This is a genomic window from Bacillus sp. BACIII, assembly GCF_057836745.1.
On the sequence record NZ_CM174437.1, the window covers coordinates 3,470,645 to 3,487,401 of the forward strand.

The 16,757-nt window shown below is 46.0% G+C and carries 20 protein-coding genes; 1 reads left to right on the forward strand and 19 read right to left on the reverse strand.

Annotated features, from left to right (window positions below; genetic code table 11):
- Nucleotides 1-281 precede the first annotated feature (281 nt).
- From ACXN9U_RS17085 to ACXN9U_RS17105, 5 genes are all read right to left on the reverse strand, one after another.
- Nucleotides 282-968, reverse strand: coding sequence for a VWA domain-containing protein (locus ACXN9U_RS17085; RefSeq protein ID WP_060964062.1), 687 nt, complete (start codon nucleotides 966-968; stop codon nucleotides 282-284).
- Between the two features lie 265 nt (nucleotides 969-1,233).
- Nucleotides 1,234-2,265, reverse strand: a complete 1,032-nt coding sequence (gene spoIID / locus ACXN9U_RS17090; protein ID WP_489201953.1) for a stage II sporulation protein D — start codon at nucleotides 2,263-2,265, stop codon at nucleotides 1,234-1,236.
- A gap of 201 nt (nucleotides 2,266-2,466) precedes the next feature.
- Nucleotides 2,467-3,777, reverse strand: a complete 1,311-nt coding sequence (gene murA, locus ACXN9U_RS17095; RefSeq protein ID WP_016937650.1) for a UDP-N-acetylglucosamine 1-carboxyvinyltransferase — start codon at nucleotides 3,775-3,777, stop codon at nucleotides 2,467-2,469.
- A 33-nt stretch (nucleotides 3,778-3,810) separates the two neighbouring features.
- Nucleotides 3,811-4,551: a YwmB family TATA-box binding protein gene (locus ACXN9U_RS17100; RefSeq protein ID WP_060964060.1), complete on the reverse strand. Its 741-nt coding sequence runs from the start codon at nucleotides 4,549-4,551 to the stop codon at nucleotides 3,811-3,813.
- Between the two features lie 142 nt (nucleotides 4,552-4,693).
- Entirely contained in the window at nucleotides 4,694-4,924 is a 231-nt protein-coding gene (locus ACXN9U_RS17105) for a DUF1146 family protein (protein ID WP_007614366.1), read from the reverse strand.
- A 172-nt stretch (nucleotides 4,925-5,096) separates the two neighbouring features.
- Between ACXN9U_RS17105 and ACXN9U_RS17110 the strand changes: the two genes are divergently transcribed.
- Complete coding sequence (locus tag ACXN9U_RS17110) at nucleotides 5,097-5,567, forward strand: hypothetical protein (protein WP_060964059.1); 471 nt, start codon at nucleotides 5,097-5,099, stop codon at nucleotides 5,565-5,567.
- Nucleotides 5,568-5,611: 44 nt separating this feature from the next.
- Here the strand turns inward: ACXN9U_RS17110 and ACXN9U_RS17115 are convergent, their stop codons facing one another.
- The 14 genes from ACXN9U_RS17115 to ACXN9U_RS17180 all read right to left on the reverse strand — a co-directional run bounded on the left by ACXN9U_RS17115 (nucleotide 5,612) and on the right by ACXN9U_RS17180 (nucleotide 16,696).
- Complete coding sequence (locus ACXN9U_RS17115; RefSeq protein ID WP_013353907.1) at nucleotides 5,612-6,010, reverse strand: F0F1 ATP synthase subunit epsilon; 399 nt, start codon at nucleotides 6,008-6,010, stop codon at nucleotides 5,612-5,614.
- Between the two features lie 23 nt (nucleotides 6,011-6,033).
- Nucleotides 6,034-7,455 carry a F0F1 ATP synthase subunit beta gene (gene atpD, locus ACXN9U_RS17120; RefSeq protein ID WP_016937646.1) on the reverse strand — a complete coding sequence of 474 codons (1,422 nt, stop codon included), beginning with the start codon at nucleotides 7,453-7,455 and terminating at the stop codon, nucleotides 6,034-6,036.
- A gap of 25 nt (nucleotides 7,456-7,480) precedes the next feature.
- Nucleotides 7,481-8,344, reverse strand: coding sequence for an ATP synthase F1 subunit gamma (gene atpG / locus ACXN9U_RS17125; protein WP_003151172.1), 864 nt, complete (start codon nucleotides 8,342-8,344; stop codon nucleotides 7,481-7,483).
- Between the two features lie 75 nt (nucleotides 8,345-8,419).
- Complete coding sequence (gene atpA, locus ACXN9U_RS17130) at nucleotides 8,420-9,928, reverse strand: F0F1 ATP synthase subunit alpha (RefSeq protein WP_016937645.1); 1,509 nt, start codon at nucleotides 9,926-9,928, stop codon at nucleotides 8,420-8,422.
- Nucleotides 9,929-9,944: 16 nt separating this feature from the next.
- Nucleotides 9,945-10,490, reverse strand: a complete 546-nt coding sequence (locus tag ACXN9U_RS17135; protein ID WP_003151169.1) for a F0F1 ATP synthase subunit delta — start codon at nucleotides 10,488-10,490, stop codon at nucleotides 9,945-9,947.
- Nucleotides 10,487-10,999, reverse strand: a complete 513-nt coding sequence (gene atpF, locus ACXN9U_RS17140) for a F0F1 ATP synthase subunit B (protein WP_016937644.1) — start codon at nucleotides 10,997-10,999, stop codon at nucleotides 10,487-10,489. Before atpF ends, ACXN9U_RS17135 begins: the two co-directional genes overlap by 4 nt.
- A 141-nt stretch (nucleotides 11,000-11,140) precedes the next feature.
- A complete protein-coding gene (gene atpE, locus ACXN9U_RS17145) occupies nucleotides 11,141-11,353 on the reverse strand; it encodes a F0F1 ATP synthase subunit C (RefSeq protein ID WP_003151167.1) in 213 nt (70 codons plus the stop codon).
- Nucleotides 11,354-11,399: 46 nt separating this feature from the next.
- Nucleotides 11,400-12,134 (reverse strand): F0F1 ATP synthase subunit A, encoded by a 735-nt coding sequence (atpB, locus tag ACXN9U_RS17150; protein ID WP_016937643.1) that lies wholly within the window; start codon nucleotides 12,132-12,134, stop codon nucleotides 11,400-11,402.
- Between the two features lie 7 nt (nucleotides 12,135-12,141).
- The gene (gene atpI / locus ACXN9U_RS17155) at nucleotides 12,142-12,525 is read right to left on the reverse strand and encodes an ATP synthase subunit I (RefSeq protein ID WP_013353910.1); all 384 of its coding nucleotides are present in this window, start codon (nucleotides 12,523-12,525) and stop codon (nucleotides 12,142-12,144) included.
- Between the two features lie 419 nt (nucleotides 12,526-12,944).
- Nucleotides 12,945-13,574: a uracil phosphoribosyltransferase gene (gene upp / locus ACXN9U_RS17160; RefSeq protein WP_060964058.1), complete on the reverse strand. Its 630-nt coding sequence runs from the start codon at nucleotides 13,572-13,574 to the stop codon at nucleotides 12,945-12,947.
- Nucleotides 13,575-13,708: 134 nt separating this feature from the next.
- Nucleotides 13,709-14,956 (reverse strand): serine hydroxymethyltransferase, encoded by a 1,248-nt coding sequence (gene glyA, locus ACXN9U_RS17165; RefSeq protein ID WP_060964057.1) that lies wholly within the window; start codon nucleotides 14,954-14,956, stop codon nucleotides 13,709-13,711.
- A gap of 147 nt (nucleotides 14,957-15,103) precedes the next feature.
- Nucleotides 15,104-15,646, reverse strand: coding sequence for a TIGR01440 family protein (locus tag ACXN9U_RS17170; RefSeq protein WP_060964056.1), 543 nt, complete (start codon nucleotides 15,644-15,646; stop codon nucleotides 15,104-15,106).
- A gap of 13 nt (nucleotides 15,647-15,659) precedes the next feature.
- A complete protein-coding gene (gene rpiB, locus ACXN9U_RS17175; protein ID WP_016937637.1) occupies nucleotides 15,660-16,109 on the reverse strand; it encodes a ribose 5-phosphate isomerase B in 450 nt (149 codons plus the stop codon).
- A gap of 131 nt (nucleotides 16,110-16,240) precedes the next feature.
- On the reverse strand, nucleotides 16,241-16,696 hold the full coding sequence (locus tag ACXN9U_RS17180; RefSeq protein WP_060964055.1) for a low molecular weight protein arginine phosphatase: 456 nt from the start codon (nucleotides 16,694-16,696) through the stop codon (nucleotides 16,241-16,243).
- Nucleotides 16,697-16,757 lie beyond the last annotated feature (61 nt).

The following is a 16,757-nucleotide window of genomic DNA, read 5'->3' on the forward strand; positions in this document are numbered from 1 at the left end:
TGCCGATGGGCCCCGGCTCTTCTCTATGCTAGTTTAGCTATTTGGAAAAAGATATAGGGCGTGATGCCTTTTGTGAGACGGCGATATATTACCAAAAATGAACAGAATTATGCGCATCATCCTAAAAAGATTGGCTAAATGATGACAGTTTTAATGCCTTTTTTGTCCTTTTTGTAATATAAGTCCGGGATCTGATTCTTTTTACAGTTTTCTCTTCATCTCTTCATGAAAATTTTGTTAAATCAAACATAAAAAAAGGGCCGATAAACGGCACCTTTTTCTTATTCCGCTAATGATCTCGCTTCCATTGTAAAGATACGGTTCATATCCTTTTGGCTGTGAGCTTCGTAATATTTTCCTCCGCCCGCTCCGGCAATCGCGTGCAGCTGGCCGTTGAAGCCTTCCTTAAAGTCAAAACCGATCACGTTGACTTTAATATGATGTTTGCGAAGTTCTTTCGCCGTCTTAATAGGATCTCCGCCGCATGTCTCCTCACCGTCCGTCAACAGGTAAACGGATTTAAAGCCGAATTTATGAACACCGTTAAAAGAAGCCTTCGCATCTTCTAATGCTTTTGCAATCGGTGTCCAGCCTGTAGGCCCGATTCCGTTCAGAGAGTTGAGGAAGCTTTGTCTGTCAAACTTTTGTAATCCGTACACACCGCGAATGGCTTCACATGATTGAACTTTTCCGGAATTTTTATTATTGCCTTCCGAACCGAAAACCGTCATTCTGACCTGTGATGTAGACTTAATTTGATCCGCAAAACGGATGATTTCATCTTTTGCCATATTGTATTTAGATACGCCGTCTATCCGTTTCGCCATACTGCCGCTCGCATCAAGTAAAATGGCGGTATTGTTTCTGAATAAAAGAGTGTTCTCGTCTGCTTTCTCAGCAGCAAAAGCAGGAGATGCAGCAGTCAGCATCAATCCGAGCATAAGTATGAGTGAAAATGTTTTTTTCATTGCTTTTTCCCCTTTTCAATAGATTTACGTTCAACGCTGAACAATATTTATCGTAAATGAGATGAAAAGGGAAATAAATAGGACGGGCTTCCTCATTATTTTTGCGTACATTCACATAGAAGCGGCAATTTTATCAGTGATTTTCACCCGGTGCGCAGCCATCTATCCCCATTTGTCAGCCTTTAGCCTTTCGTTATATGAGTCCGTTGGTTGTTTTACCGTTTATGGAATAGTTTTCCGAAAAAGTAGACGCTGATGACAGCGTCTACTTTTTCGCCATATATTTGTTTAAAAATGAAGCGGCCTCGGAAATGTTCACTCCCTGATAGTAATGCTTGACGATGTCCGTCACGGATTTTCCCTGCTCCGCCATGTAATTGGCTCCGTACTGGCTCATACCCACGCCATGACCGAAACCCTTTGTCGTGATGGTGATGCTGCTCCCGTTTCGTTTCCATTCAAAGTCGGCAGAGCGGAGTCCGAGTTTTTCCCGGATGTCTCTGCCCTTCAGCTTCTTGCCGTTTATGACGGCCGTCGCCACTTGATGCCCCGGTGTTCTGGCCGTAATATGCCCCACCGTGCTTTGTCCTGAAAGCTGCACGCCGAGCTTCTGCTGAAACTCAGTCACACTGAAGGTCTGGGTGGCGAGATATTTAGGCGATTTCTTATCCCAAGGGCTTTTCACACTCTTTAAATAAGGAATGGCGCTTGTCCAATAGGCTTCCGCATTTTCCGTATAGCCGTTGCTTGTAGAGAAAAAAGATGCCTCAATCGGTTTGTTGTCATACGTTAAAATCTTTCCTTGGGTGCCGGCCACCGCATTTGTGATTTTCTTCAGCTTTTGAGCGTACTCAGAACCCCACTCTTTTTTCAGCTGGCTCTTGCTTTTATAGACTTGAAACATCTGTGTGTCATCCACCAGCGATCCTTTAGGCGCCTGAACGGCTGAGTCAGCGACCATCAGTCTGACGATGAATGTCCGGGCAGCGAGCGCCTGGGCTTTTAACGCCTCCGGTTTAAAGTCAACGGGCATTTCGGAAGCTACGACTCCGGTCACGTACTCTTCAAGCGGAATGTTCTCTACAGAATGTTTGGATGTCCGATAAACCGGAATGGATACAGGTGATTCTTTCAATGTTTCTGCTCCTTTTGTCTCTCGTATGGTGAGTGCTGTTTTGTGTCCGGGCTCTTTGTTCGCGGCCGCTCCTTTTTCTGCCTGAAACGGAAGAACGAGAATGGTGGGAACAAGAAGAATAAGTACACACAGCCCGGATAGTAGAAATACAATGGGTTTCATATATCAGCTGCCTCCTGCTTGGGATTCGACTCTACTTCATCTTATGGGCAGGGACAAGCTAATATGACTTCCTTTTGGACAGAATCTTTATTCGATGATTCACGCCAAAAACGTATTCTTTTTTGAAAATCAGAGCATAATAATGATGATAAATCCTATAAAAAACAGTATGCCAGATTGACATACTGTTTTTATAACCTTTTATGCGTTTAAGTCAGTAACGGCTTCTTTGCTTTCTTGTTCAGCGGCCGTTTCATCAACGACACGCTCGATGTCAGCGCCGAGAGCCGCAAGTTTTTTATGGAAATCCACATAACCGCGATCCAAGTGCTTCAGTTCCGTAACGCGTGTATGACCTTCAGCCACTAATCCCGCAAGAATCAGCGCCGCGCCCGCACGCAGGTCCGTAGCGGCAACTTCTGCGCCTTGCAGCTGTACAGGACCGTTAATGATCACAGAACGTCCTTCAATTTTAATGTCGCCATTCATCCGGCGGAATTCTTCAGCATGCATAAAACGGTTTTCAAACACAGTTTCAGTAATCATGCTTGTTCCGCTCGCGCGGAGAAGCAGCGCCATCATTTGCGACTGCATGTCAGTCGGGAATCCGGGGTGAGGCATCGTTTTGATGTCGATCGGCTTCAGCTGGGCAGGACCGATAACACGAAGGCCTTCTCCTTCATCCGTAATTTTGACTCCCATTTCTTCCATCTTCGCAATTAAAGACGTAAGATGCTCAGGAACCGCACCTTTTACTAATACATTTCCTTCCGTAATAGCCGCAGCCACCATGAAAGTACCCGCTTCAATACGGTCAGGAATGATGTTGTGTCTTACGCCGCGAAGCTTCTCGACACCTTCAATTTTAATGGTGCCTGTGCCGGCTCCGCGGATTTTTCCGCCCATCGCATTGATATAGTTCGCTAAGTCAACGATTTCAGGCTCTTTTGCCACGTTTTCAAGCGTTGTTGTTCCTTCAGCTAATGCAGCTGCCATAATCAAGTTTTCTGTCGCACCCACACTTGGGAAATCTAAATAGATTTTTGCGCCCTGTAGACGGCCTTCCACTTCCGCTTCAATAAAGCCGTTGCCTACTTTGATTTTTGCACCCATTGCTTCAAAGCCTTTTAAATGCTGGTCAATCGGTCTTGAGCCGATAGCGCAGCCGCCCGGAAGCGCTACTCTTGAATGACCCGTACGGGCTAACAGAGGGCCCATTACAAGCACTGACGCGCGCATTTTACGCACATATTCAAAAGGTGCTTCTGTTTCTAAAGCGTAAGAAGCGTTTACCGTAACTTCATTATTCTCAAAATGCACATCTGCTCCTAAATGACGCAACACTTCATTAATTGTATATACATCGGAGAGCGTAGGTACATCACATATTACGCTTTTTTCTTCACTTGCTAATAAAGATGCAGCGATAACAGGTAAAACGGCATTTTTTGCTCCTTCAACTTTCACTGTGCCGTTTAACTTCTGACCGCCGCGGACGATGATTTTTTCCAAGGTATTCCCCTCCGCGTCCCTATATTCTCTATATTAATATTCAGTTGTCACGATTGGTGTGCCAACCGTAACGGTATGTTTTTCGCCCATTCCCGCACTTCTAAGCGCAATTTGCACATTCATCTTATGTTTAGATGTCATGATGTAATCTGTCCACTTATATGTAAATGCAGAAACAGAAACGAAATGAGGCTCAACTACATGTTCAACTGGACTTGCTTCAAATTCTTTCATGAGCTGTTCTGCTTTTTTTTGCAAAACAATACTCATATTATCATTTAAATGACCCTTAAGACAAGTAAAAATAAATACTTTATTTTGAAATATGTCATGTGCCTGCCGTTCAAACTGTTCATATGTATCATTCCAGTTTTCCGGTTGCTCCGGGCTCATTTGCTCATATAATAAATACGAAGTTGGGTTCTGGTTTTTGAGGGTAGTGACGAGCTGCAGTTTAAAAGTTGTATGATTTTTTTTGTCAGAATACGTGCCGACAGCCTTTACAATTTTATCTTCTTGAGCGGTTTCCCACTGATATTGAGGATTCTGCGTCTTCAGTTCTTTCACCTTGTCATCAAATTCACTCAGTGACAGGTTCAGATTTTCTTTCGCATGAAGCGTCCACTCATCTACAGTGACATGCTGCCGCTCCATTCCTTCGGCAATCTGGGCAAGCGGAGACAGCTCACTTGCATGAATGGAATGAAATACCACAATTAAGGCGCTTAAAAAAACAAAAAACAAGATGATACGGCCTGCTCTTTTTTTCTTCATATCGGTCTCTCCCCCTTACTCCCATTTTTGCCGGAGCCGGGGAAAGCGATACATGGAAAACTTCGTCAAAACTCGCCAAACGGGTGAAGAAAAAATTGGTTTCTCCCCCAGCGATTCCCTTCATTTCAACTGACGAAACACCTTAAAACAAGTATGGAAGCTGCTTCGAATACGTAAGATAATCTAAAAAGAAGTCAGCGACTGCCGTTCCGATCGCAATGGTAAGAAGAATAATCAGCAGCCTTGCCTGCACTATTTTTCCTTTTCGGATCAGCGGATCAAAGTTGACGGCCTGTAGGGCCCACCAAGTCACCGCAATGCATACCAGATGAACCAGAATGCTGATTGCGGCCTGCTGCCCCAATACATTCACACATTCCATCTCCTTTCATTTTTTCCGTCCCTCATATCCTCTCTTATTATATAAGAAGAAAAGAGAAAGATGATCATTTTCACAGCAGAATTTTTATCCAAAATTAGGGGCAATCCCCGCTTAAATGTCCGTTCTCCTGCATGGTATACTTTTTTGGAAAGGAGATGGGAATATGAATCATTCCTTTTTTCATCCGGAAAAGCAGTATGGAGAATCACTGCCCGTATTTGACCACGAGTGGGAAGCGATAGCATTCTACTATGATTATAGACAGTCTCAAACAGAGGAACTGAAAGAATTATGTCAGTTTTTCAACATTTCTCTTGATTATTCACACGGAAGCCTGACGAAATTGGAAGCTCTTTACTTCCGCAGCATAAAAGAGCTGCTATTGGCGGACTGGAATCTGCCGATTGACGAATTTGAGAAAATGCTCAGTGTGTATGTCATAGATTGCGCCATCAGACACCATGACGATGCCGAATGGATCGTTAAACCTTATCCGTATACGGACGGCGCCTATACGACGGGCGTGCGAAGAGGAAACAAAACGTGGCACACCGACAACTGCTGTGAACATTTATATCTGCAAAAAGAAGAGGATCATCCGCTTATCGGCGTCTATGAATCTCTTATGCGTTAATATAGAAAAAGAATCCTTCTCAGACAGCCGAGAAGGATTCTTTTTTAGTTTCCTGCAACATCCAATCTGTTTACAGCCCGCTGTAACGCAAGCTCAGCCCGACGAATGTCAGTATCATCTGATCGTTTGTTCAAACGGTCTTCCGCCCGCTTTTTCGCAGCAAGGGCGCGCTCTTTATCAATGCTGTCCGCAGTTTCAGCGGCTTGTGCAAGGATAGTGACCTGATCAGGACGGACTTCCAAAAATCCGCCGCTGACAGCCGCCAAGTCGGTCTGTCCGTCTTTTTTAAGACGGACAGCGCCGATTTTAAGCGGAGCCACGGTCGGAATATGGCCCGGCAAGATACCGAGATCACCGCTCTCGGCTCTTACGCTTACCATTTCAATATCAGCATCATATACTGGGCCGTCGGGAGTAACGATATTGACTTTAACGGTCTTCATGCTTTTACCCTCCTAGGACCAGATTAAACTTCTACACCCATCTCTTTTGCATTCTCAATAACTTCTTCAATGCGTCCTACAAGACGGAATGCATCTTCCGGAAGATGGTCATATTTACCGGAAAGGATTTCTTTAAAGCCTTTAACTGTTTCTTTAACAGGCACGTAAGAACCCTTTTGTCCCGTAAACTGCTCAGCTACGTGGAAGTTTTGAGAAAGGAAGAACTGGATACGGCGTGCGCGGTGAACGACAAGCTTGTCTTCTTCACCCAATTCATCCATACCGAGAATTGCGATAATATCCTGCAGTTCTTTGTAACGCTGAAGCGTTGACTGAACTTCACGCGCCACCGCATAATGCTCTTCTCCGACAATTTCCGGAGCAAGCGCGCGGGAAGTGGAAGCCAGCGGATCAACCGCAGGGTAGATACCCATTTCAGTTAATTTACGCTCAAGGTTAGTCGTTGCATCCAAGTGAGCGAACGTCGTCGCCGGAGCCGGGTCAGTGTAATCATCGGCAGGCACGTAGATCGCCTGGATAGATGTAACTGAACCAACGTTTGTAGACGTAATACGCTCTTGAAGCTGACCCATTTCTGTCGCAAGCGTCGGCTGATAACCAACCGCAGAAGGCATACGGCCGAGAAGCGCGGAAACCTCTGAACCCGCTTGTGTGAAACGGAAAATGTTATCGATAAAGAACAGTACGTCCTGTCCTTGTTTATCACGGAAATGCTCAGCCATTGTAAGACCAGTCAGTGCTACACGCATACGTGCGCCCGGCGGCTCGTTCATTTGTCCGAAGACCATGGCTGTTTTCTTGATAACGCCTGAATCGCTCATTTCGTAGAAAAGGTCGTTCCCTTCACGAGTACGCTCTCCTACACCGGCGAATACGGAAATACCGCCGTGCTCTTGCGCGATGTTGTTGATTAATTCCTGGATTAATACGGTTTTACCTACACCGGCACCACCGAACAATCCGATTTTACCGCCCTTGATGTAAGGAGCGAGCAGGTCAACGACCTTAATTCCCGTTTCAAGAATTTCAACCTCAGTTGAAAGCTGATCGAATGAAGGAGCTGATCTGTGGATCGGGTCCTTTTGAGCATCCGCAGGCAGCGGTTCATTTAAATCAATTTTATCTCCCAGTACGTTAAATACGCGTCCGAGAGTCACATCACCGACAGGAACGGAAATCGGAGCACCTGTATCAACTGCTTCCATTCCGCGCTGAATTCCGTCCGTAGATGCCATGGCAATTGTACGGACTGTATCATCGCCTAAATGAAGAGCAACCTCTAGCGTTAGGTCGATGCCTACTTCATTTTCGCCTGTAGCTGGCTGTGAAACTTTAATCGCATTATAAATCGCAGGCAAGTGGCCGTCCTCGAAACGTACGTCGACAACCGGTCCAAGCACCTGACTTACGCGTCCTTTCTTCATCGCTATCCCTCCTGACAAAATCTTTCTATTCTAAAGCGGCTGCACCGCCGACAATTTCGGTAATTTCTTGTGTAATCGCCGCTTGACGCGCGCGGTTATATGAAAGCGAAAGTGAATCAATGAGTTCTTTCGCATTATCAGTCGCATTTTTCATTGCTGTCATTCTCGCAGCGTGTTCACTTGCTTTACTGTCAAGAAGCGCGCCGTAAATTAAGCTTTCCGCATATTGAGGAAGCAGCACTTCGAGCACCTCTTCTTCATCCGGTTCGAACTCGTAAGAAGCCGTGCGCTTCCCGCCGCTCGTTCCGAAATCCGTTAAAGGCAGCACTTTTTTCTCCGTCACTTCCTGTGAAATCGCACTGACGAAATGGTTATACACCAAATGCAGTTCATCAAAAGCGCCGTCGATAAACATTTGAACCGTCTGACGGGTCAAATCCTTAATCTGAGCAAAAGTGACCTCGTCGCCAAGCCCCACTAACTCAGACAAAATCGGCATTTCCCGTTTTTTGAAGAAATCGCGGCCGACTCTGCCAATTGCAATCACCGTGTATTCATCTTTAGACTGATGGCGTTCTTGAATGGTGCGGTAAGCGTTTCGCAAAACCGAACTGTTAAACGCACCCGCAAGCCCGCGGTCAGACGTAATGACGAGATACGCCGTCTTTTTCACTTCTCTTGAGACAAGCATCGGGTGTTTCGCGTTTTTCGCGCCTTTTCCGACGTTAAACACAACCTCCTGGATCTTATCCATATACGGAGCAAATGACTTCGCGTTGGTTTCCGCACGGTTCAGCTTCGCAGCGGATACCATCTGCATGGCTTTTGTAATCTGGCTTGTTTTTTTCGTTGACGTGATCCTTGACTTAATATCGCGTAATGAGGCCAAAGATTTCACCACCTTTATTCTTCATTTGCGTAAAAAGAGAGAAAAAGAGAACCTTTTTCTCTCATCTTCTAAGGGTTAGTTGCTTGGTGCAAATGTGCGTTTGAAGCCTTCGATTGCAGCTTTGAAGTCTTCATCAGCAGGAAGGTTTCCTGTTTTCGCAATGCCGTCAAGCAGATCTTTATGGTTTTGATCAAGGTACATGTAGTACTCTTCTTCAAAACGTCTGATATCCGCAACCGGAATATCATCAAGATATCCTTTTGTCAGCGCATAAAGAATGGCTACCTGTTTTTCAACCGGAAGCGGTTTATTCAAGTCTTGTTTCAGCACTTCAACTGTACGCGCACCGCGGTTCAGTTTCGCCTGAGTCGCCTGGTCAAGATCAGATCCGAATTGGGCGAATGCTTCAAGTTCACGGTATGAAGCAAGGTCAAGACGCAATGTTCCCGCTACCTTCTTCATCGCTTTGATTTGGGCTGATCCGCCGACGCGGGATACTGATAATCCGGCATTGATCGCAGGACGCACGCCTGAGAAGAATAAGTCGGATTGAAGGAAAATCTGTCCGTCAGTAATGGAAATGACGTTTGTCGGGATATAAGCGGAGATATCTCCTGCTTGTGTTTCGACGAACGGCAGCGCCGTAATTGATCCTGCGCCTTTAGCGTCACTCAGCTTGGCTGCACGCTCAAGCAGACGGGAGTGAAGATAGAATACATCCCCAGGGAATGCTTCACGGCCCGGCGGACGGCGAAGAAGCAATGACAGCTCACGGTAAGCGGCCGCTTGTTTGGATAAATCATCATATACGACGAGTACGTGCTTGCCGTTGTACATGAATTCTTCACCCATTGTCACCCCTGCATACGGTGCAAGGTAAAGAAGCGGAGCCGGCTGTGAAGCAGACGCCGTCACAACAATCGTGTAATCAAGCGCGCCATGCTTACGAAGTGTTTCCACCACGCCGCGTACTGTAGATTCTTTTTGACCGATCGCTACATACACACAGATCATGTCTTGGTCTTTTTGGTTTAAGATTGTATCAATCGCAACAGATGTTTTACCTGTCTGACGGTCCCCGATAATCAGCTCACGCTGTCCGCGGCCGATCGGAATTAACGCGTCGATCGCTTTGATACCCGTTTGCAGCGGCTCATGTACCGATTTACGGTCCATTACGCCTGGTGCCTGGCTTTCGATCGGGCGGGTTTTGCTTGTCAGAATCGGACCCATTCCGTCTACCGGCTGTCCGAGCGGGTTGACGATACGTCCGATTAATTCTTCACCTACAGGAACTTCCATGATGCGGCCCGTTCTTTTGACCTCATCACCTTCACGGATATCTCTGTAAGGTCCTAAGATAACGATACCTACGTTGGATTCTTCAAGGTTTTGAGCCATACCCAAAACGCCGTTTGAAAACTCAACAAGTTCACCGGCCATACAATTGTCAAGGCCGTGCACACGCGCAATACCGTCTCCGACTTGGATGACTGTACCTACGTCATGAACTTCAATTTCAGATTGGTAATTTTGAATTTGCTGCTTTATCAGCGTGCTAATCTCTTCAGCTTTGATGCTCACTTAGGTTTCACCCCTTCTATCGATTTCCTCCGGCAAGTTGACGTTCCATGCGCTCAAGCTTTCCGCTCACGCTTCCGTCATAAATCCGGTTTCCAATGCGGACTTTAATGCCGCCTATTAAATCCGTCTGCACTTCATTTCTGATTCTGAGCGAAGCGATTCCGGCTTTTTTTGCAAACACTTGAGATAATGATAACATTTCCGCTTCTGACAGCGGTTTTACTGAATAAACAACCGCATCCTCTGTCTGACGGGCCTGATTGGCGAGTTTGATAAACTCGTCTGTGAGATCAGGCACAATCGAAGACCGGCGGCGGTCAATCAGAAGAAAAATCGTATGCAGCACAGACTCAGACAGTGCGCCGAACGATTGCTGAATCAGCTCTTTTTTCTTAGCAGCCGATACCTTCGGATGGCTTAACACTTCCTGTAATCCGGCTTCATTTCGGAAAACTTCTTTTAGTACGGTAAGCTCTTCTTCGATTTCATTGATTTGAGAAGTCTCAACGGCAATGTCGAAAAGCGCTGACGCGTATCGTTTAGAGACAGCAGATCCACTCATCGGCTCTCTCCTACCTCTTTAAGATAATCCTGAATCAGTTTTTCCTGGGCTTGTTCATCAAGCTCTTTTTCGATCACTTTCGATGCGATTAAGACAGAAAGTGATGCGACTTGCTCGCGAAGTGCGGAAACCGCTTGTTCTTTTTCTTTGACAATTTCGGTTCTCGCCGCTTCTTTTAATCTTTCAGACTCGGCGCGCGCAGCCTGGATAATGTCTTCCTTCTGCTTTTCACCCAGTTTTTTCGCATTTTCAATGAGTGATTGTGATTCCTGTTTCGCTTCTTTTAGAAGAACGCGCTGCTCTTCAATCAGCTTCTGCGCTTCTTTATTTCTTTCTTCAGCGGACGTAATTTCGCCGGTGATATGATCTTCACGCTGTTTCATTATATTTAATAGCGGTCCAAGAGCGAATTTCTTGAGAAGCGCTAATAAAACTAACATAGCTAACAATTGGAATAGGATATCTCCGCCGTTAAACGACAGTCCTAATTCAAGAGGTAATTGAGACATCTACTACGGCAACTCCCTTCTGCAGGTTTTCTCTGCTGATAAAAGCCGTTTCAAGACGGCCTGCTTATCAGACATAAAGCAATGGCGAAGGTTCTCTTAGAGTGATCTTCGCCATTTTTAGTTCATATAAGGCTTTTATGCTTAGCCAAAGAACGCTAAGAACGCGATAACGACAGCGATAATTGGAAGGGCCTCAACCAATGCGATACCCATGAACATAAGAGTTCTAAGTTCTTTTCCTGCTTCCGGCTGACGGGCAATTCCCTCTACCGTACGTGAAACAATCAAACCGTTACCAATACCTGCACCAAGTGCACCTAAACCGATTGCAATCGCAGCTGCTATTAAATTCATGAAAAAGTTCCTCCTTTAAAATGTTATCCGAATTGGATATATGATTTTAATGATCATGACTGATTTTGTGTGACATGTACACCATCGTCAGCATCGTAAAGATAAATGCCTGGATGGTACCGATGAACAAGCTGAACGCCTGCCATGCAAGCATCGGAATAATGGCTCCGACTGTACCGACCAAACCGAGAAAGAAACTGTTTGAGTAGAAATTCGTCGCCAGATTTGCAAGAAGGCCAAGAAGAATTTCCCCGGCGAAAATGTTACCGTAAAGACGAAGTCCGAGTGTCAGCGTATTCGCAAACTCCTCAATGATCTTCATCGGGAACATAAGCGGAACCGGTCTGAGGTAATCCTTAGAATATTCCTTCAAACCTTTCATTTTCACGCCGTAGTAGTGTGTTAATGACACGACCATAACGGCTAGAGTCAGAGTAATAGCCGGATCAGCCGTCGGTGATTTCCACCAAAGCTCGTGTCCGACCGTTACAGAAAACGGCAGCCCCAGCATATTTGATACGAATATGTACATCAGCAAGGTTACACCAAGCGCCAAGAAGTTAGCCCCTGTCTTTAAATCCATTGTACTGCCTATAATATTGCGGACAAAATCAACAATCCATTCCATGAAGTTCTGGGCTTTTCCCGGACGGATGGACAGCGTTCTTGTAGTAAGAATCGCAATCAGCAGCACAATCACACTTGCCACAGTAATCATCAGAATGTTTGTCAGATTAAAAGTAAGACCATACAAATCAATAGTTCTGTAATCGTGATTCAATGGGTTTTCACCTCTCTTCCATTGATGAACGTTTGAGCTGAATAATGGAATCTATCATAATGACGGGATAAATTGTCATTAATCCAATAATCACACTTGCCACACTGACTTTGTCGGGATATTTAAAGGCGATAGCCATCGCAAGTATCGCATTGCACCAACGCGCTGCGCTCCCGAGTGATCGTATGGACTTTCCTTTCGCTACGGCCTTGTCAAAAGCATTCATTCTTCTGGTCAAGAGCCACAGATTAAACAAACTGAAAACAGTTCCCAAAAAGAGGCCTAAAAAAACAGTTTTATACGCCGTAAGACCATATCCCAGCAAATAGATTGCCAAGATCACAAATACATATCTCCGTTGTCTGCTGAATGTAAGATTGGGATCGTCCATCAACTATCTGTCTCCTGATGAAAAAGTAATATAATTCCTGGATACGGCATACATGCGGTTAACCCTTTGCAGAAGGCCTTTTTTGTCCCGCAAAAAAACGGCCTGTTCGAAAAAACCACTCATCCTCCTGATGCGGGATGCTGTTTCATTCGCTTAGATAAATCCTCATATAACGGGTTTTTTTGGAGGATTTAAAATGAGGATGGATACTAGAAATGAAAGGAATGAAAACCTTCTCATAATACCCTCGTTTAGCATACAATAGCCCCTAACATGTGTCAATCTGTTTAAAGTTAAAAAACTTTTTATACCGGAAGCATACACAGAATGTTCACAAATTCACCTATAAATGTATGAACTCTCCCCTTTCAGCAAAAATTTGGATAAAAAAAGAAAACCTCTGAATGAGGTTTTCCGATTTATTTTGTTCCGTACAGTCTGTCACCCGCGTCACCGAGACCCGGAACGATATAGCCTTTTTCATTCAGCTTTTCATCCAGGGCCGCGATGTAAATATCAACGTCTGAATGGTGTTTCTGCAGCTCTTCCACGCCTTCGGGAGCCGCTACAAGACACATGAAACGAATGTTTCTCGCCCCGCGTTTTTTCAGGCTGTTTATCGCTTCAACCGCAGAGCCTCCCGTTGCAAGCATCGGGTCCACGACAATAAATTCACGTTCTTCCACATCAGAAGGAAGCTTCACATAGTATTCCACCGGTTTTAAGGTTTCCGGATCACGGTATAATCCGACATGTCCCACTTTGGCGGCAGGGATTAATTTCAGCATGCCGTCAACCATTCCGAGACCCGCTCTCAGGATCGGCACGATACCGAGTTTCTTCCCTGAAATCACTTTGGATGTCGCTGTTTGAACAGGTGTTTTCACTTCCACATCTTTAAGAGGAAGATCACGTGTAATTTCAAACGCCATCAGTGATGCAACTTCGTCCACAAGGTCTCTGAAATCCTTTGTGCCTGTATTTTCATTCCGAATATATGTCAGCTTATGCTGGATTAAAGGATGATCAAATACGTAAACCTTTCCCATACTGTGTTCAGCTCCTTTTTTGTTGTCCGAGTAACTTTTTCACACTTCTATTGATTCTACAGAAAAAGACAAACAGTTTCAAGAAAATCATAAAAAAACCCGCCGGATTAGGCTTCCGGCGGATTTCTTCCTTATTAATAGTCCAGTTCTTTATATAAAGGAAACTTTTCAGTCAAGGCAGATACGCGCTGTCTTGCTTCTTCAAGCTTTGCTTCGTCTTCATGATTTTTCAGCGCAAGGCCGATGATGGCGCCGACTTCTTCAAGTGCGTCACCGTCAAATCCGCGGCTTGTCACAGCTGCCGTACCGAGACGGATTCCGCTTGTGACAAACGGTTTTTCCGGATCATAAGGGATTGCGTTTTTATTAGATGTAATGCCGATTTCATCAAGAACATGTTCAGCGACTTTTCCGGTCAGACCGAGAGAACGGAGGTCGACAAGCACGAGGTGGTTATCCGTTCCGCCTGATACGAGCTGAATGCCCTCTTTGGTCAGAGATTCAGCAAGACGCTTCGCGTTCGAGATGACGTTTTGCGCATATGTTTTGAAATCATCTTCAAGCACTTCCCCGAAAGAAACGGCTTTGGCCGCGATGACATGCATAAGCGGTCCGCCTTGGATGCCCGGGAAAATGGATTTATCAATCTTTTTGCCGAACTCTTCACGGCAAAGGATCATTCCTCCGCGCGGTCCGCGAAGTGTTTTGTGAGTCGTTGTCGTTACAAAGTCAGCGTAAGGAACCGGATTCGGATGAAGGCCGGCCGCGACAAGACCCGCGATATGCGCCATGTCCACCATGAAGTAAGCGCCGACTTCATCAGCGATTTCGCGGAATTTTTTAAAGTCGATCGTGCGGGGATACGCGCTCGCTCCGGCAACGATCAGTTTCGGCTTATGCGCCAGCGCTTTTTCACGCACATCTTCATAATCTATATATTGCGTGTCTTTATCGACACCGTATTCAACAAAGTTGTATTGAACGCCGCTGAAATTAACCGGGCTTCCGTGTGTTAAGTGGCCGCCGTGGGAGAGGTTCATCCCGAGCACCGTGTCGCCGTGCTCTAAAATCGTGAAGTAAACAGCCATGTTCGCCTGAGCGCCTGAGTGCGGCTGAACGTTTACATGCTCGGCTCCGAAAATCTCTTTCGCGCGGTCGCGGGCGATGTCCTCAACGACATCAACGTGCTCACAGCCGCCGTAGTAGCGTTTGCCGGGGTAGCCTTCAGCATATTTGTTTGTTAAAACAGAGCCTTGTGCTTCCATTACCGCTTCCGTCACGAAGTTTTCAGAAGCAATTAATTCGATATTAGTCTGTTGACGCTTACGCTCATTTTTAATGGCGTTAAACACTTGTTGATCTTGTGCAGGTAAATGTTTCATCAGCGAAATCCTCTCCTATCCGTTTCCTGTTCTTTATTTTTACCACCCTTATTGTACATGGTTTTTCAGGTGAATGTAACAGCTTATTTAAAAAAATCACAATATTTAATTGGAAAACACGAACATTATATAGGAAAAGTATTTTCATCATTCGCATTCGTAAACGGCGCGAATTCCGCCGATCAGCTTCGGCCTTGTCCGGGCCATCGTCACATGCGCTTCTCCGAGCTCACGGCTTGATATCCGGACAGGGACGGCAACGGGTTTTAAATGCATGCCGATGAACGTATCACCGATGTCAATTCCGGCGTCAGCCTGAATCGATTCAGCGAGCACGGGAGACTGCATCTGCCGGTATGCATATGAAGCCATCGCTCCGCCCGCTTTCGGGACGGGGACGGCTGAAACGATGGGGAGCCTGAACCGCTCGGCCGTTTCCGCCTCAATGACAAGCGCCCTGTTTAAATGCTCGCAGCATTGAAAAGCAAGATGAACACCCGTTTTTTCCTTGAACCGGGCAAGTCCGCCGTAAATCAATTCAGCCCAATCGCCGCTCCCCGCGGTGCCGATCCGGCTTCCGGCGGCTTCACTCGTACTGCACCCGATGACCAGCAGACTGCCGTCCTTAAGTCCGGCCTGCTCTTGAAATTCAGTCAGCATGTCCGTCCATTTTCGCTTCATCTCTTCCATTGTCCAGCACCTCTTACAGATTTTTTTCTTCGTAATCTGCGATTTTGCCGATCCGCCGTTCGTGGCGGCCGCCCGTAAATTCAGTCGTCAGCCAGATTTTTGCGATTTCGCGCGCCAGACCCGGGCCGATGACGCGTTCCCCCATCGCAAGAACATTCGTATCATTGTGTTCCCGCGTCGCTTTTGCGCTGAAGGTGTCATGCGCAAGCGCACAGCGTATTCCTTTTACCTTGTTTGCGGAAATGCTCATGCCGATGCCTGTGCCGCAAATTAAAATTCCCCTGTCAACTTCACCGTTCACCACTTTTTCCGCTACCGGAAAAGCGTAGTCAGAATAATCAACAGAACCGCTGCCGCATTCACAGCCCATATCAATGTATTCAATCTGCAATTCATCCAACAGACTTTTGATTTCTTCGCGGATATGGACGCCGCCGTGATCTGACGCAATAGCTACTTTCATTCATTTACCTCCTAGGTGTGGCTGGGCGAAGACAGCCCAGTGTGCTTGTCCTTTTTTACGAAATCCGTTGATTTTATTCTACTCTTTCATATTCGTTTTGCAAATGACCTGTTTGCAGATTTTCTGACAGATTACTTGCTTTTTCCGTCAAGCAATTGGTCAGCCAAAAGGGTCAGCAGTTCCTCCAGTTCGTCCCGCGTCCTTTTATAAACATCAAGCGGACCGCCGAATGGGTCAGAAATATCGCCGCTTTTTCCCGTTACGTATTCTTTAATGGTAAATACTTTACCATGACTGTTTCGATATCGGCTTTCGATCAGCTGTTTGTGCTGTTGGGTCATCGTCAGCACCAGATCGGCCGTCTCGATATGTTCTTCCGTTAAGGGAGAAGAACTGTGATTGAGAGCGATCCGTTTTTCAAACAGCGCTTCCACGGCATGAGCCGACGCTTTTCCGTTCGGGGACGCAAATACTCCGGCAGAGCTTGCGCTGACGTCCAGCCCTTTCGTTACTGCAATGGATTTAAAAAGAGCCTCAGCCATGGGACTGCGGCACGTATTGCCTGTACAAACAAAGATTATTTTCATATCCGTCACCTCTTACTGCCTATTATAAATGAAGAAAAAAGAAACGGCATCTTCGTTTCTT

Bases quoted from the DNA above. Each gene is read 5' to 3' on its own strand.
- ACXN9U_RS17085 (WP_060964062.1), bottom strand. From the start codon at position 968: ATGAAAAAAACATTTTCACTCATACTTATGCTCGGATTGATGCTGACT.
- spoIID (WP_489201953.1), bottom strand. From the start codon at position 2,265: ATGAAACCCATTGTATTTCTACTATCCGGGCTGTGTGTACTTATTCTT.
- ACXN9U_RS17100 (WP_060964060.1), bottom strand. From the start codon at position 4,551: ATGAAGAAAAAAAGAGCAGGCCGTATCATCTTGTTTTTTGTTTTTTTA.
- ACXN9U_RS17110 (WP_060964059.1), top strand. From the start codon at position 5,097: ATGAATCATTCCTTTTTTCATCCGGAAAAGCAGTATGGAGAATCACTG.
- ACXN9U_RS17115 (WP_013353907.1), bottom strand. From the start codon at position 6,010: ATGAAGACCGTTAAAGTCAATATCGTTACTCCCGACGGCCCAGTATAT.
- atpD (WP_016937646.1), bottom strand. From the start codon at position 7,455: ATGAAGAAAGGACGCGTAAGTCAGGTGCTTGGACCGGTTGTCGACGTA.
- ACXN9U_RS17135 (WP_003151169.1), bottom strand. From the start codon at position 10,490: ATGAGTGGATCTGCTGTCTCTAAACGATACGCGTCAGCGCTTTTCGAC.
- atpF (WP_016937644.1), bottom strand. From the start codon at position 10,999: ATGTCTCAATTACCTCTTGAATTAGGACTGTCGTTTAACGGCGGAGAT.
- atpE (WP_003151167.1), bottom strand. From the start codon at position 11,353: ATGAATTTAATAGCAGCTGCGATTGCAATCGGTTTAGGTGCACTTGGT.
- atpI (WP_013353910.1), bottom strand. From the start codon at position 12,525: ATGGACGATCCCAATCTTACATTCAGCAGACAACGGAGATATGTATTT.
- upp (WP_060964058.1), bottom strand. From the start codon at position 13,574: ATGGGAAAGGTTTACGTATTTGATCATCCTTTAATCCAGCATAAGCTG.
- glyA (WP_060964057.1), bottom strand. From the start codon at position 14,956: ATGAAACATTTACCTGCACAAGATCAACAAGTGTTTAACGCCATTAAA.
- ACXN9U_RS17170 (WP_060964056.1), bottom strand. From the start codon at position 15,646: ATGGAAGAGATGAAGCGAAAATGGACGGACATGCTGACTGAATTTCAA.
- rpiB (WP_016937637.1), bottom strand. From the start codon at position 16,109: ATGAAAGTAGCTATTGCGTCAGATCACGGCGGCGTCCATATCCGCGAA.
- ACXN9U_RS17180 (WP_060964055.1), bottom strand. From the start codon at position 16,696: ATGAAAATAATCTTTGTTTGTACAGGCAATACGTGCCGCAGTCCCATG.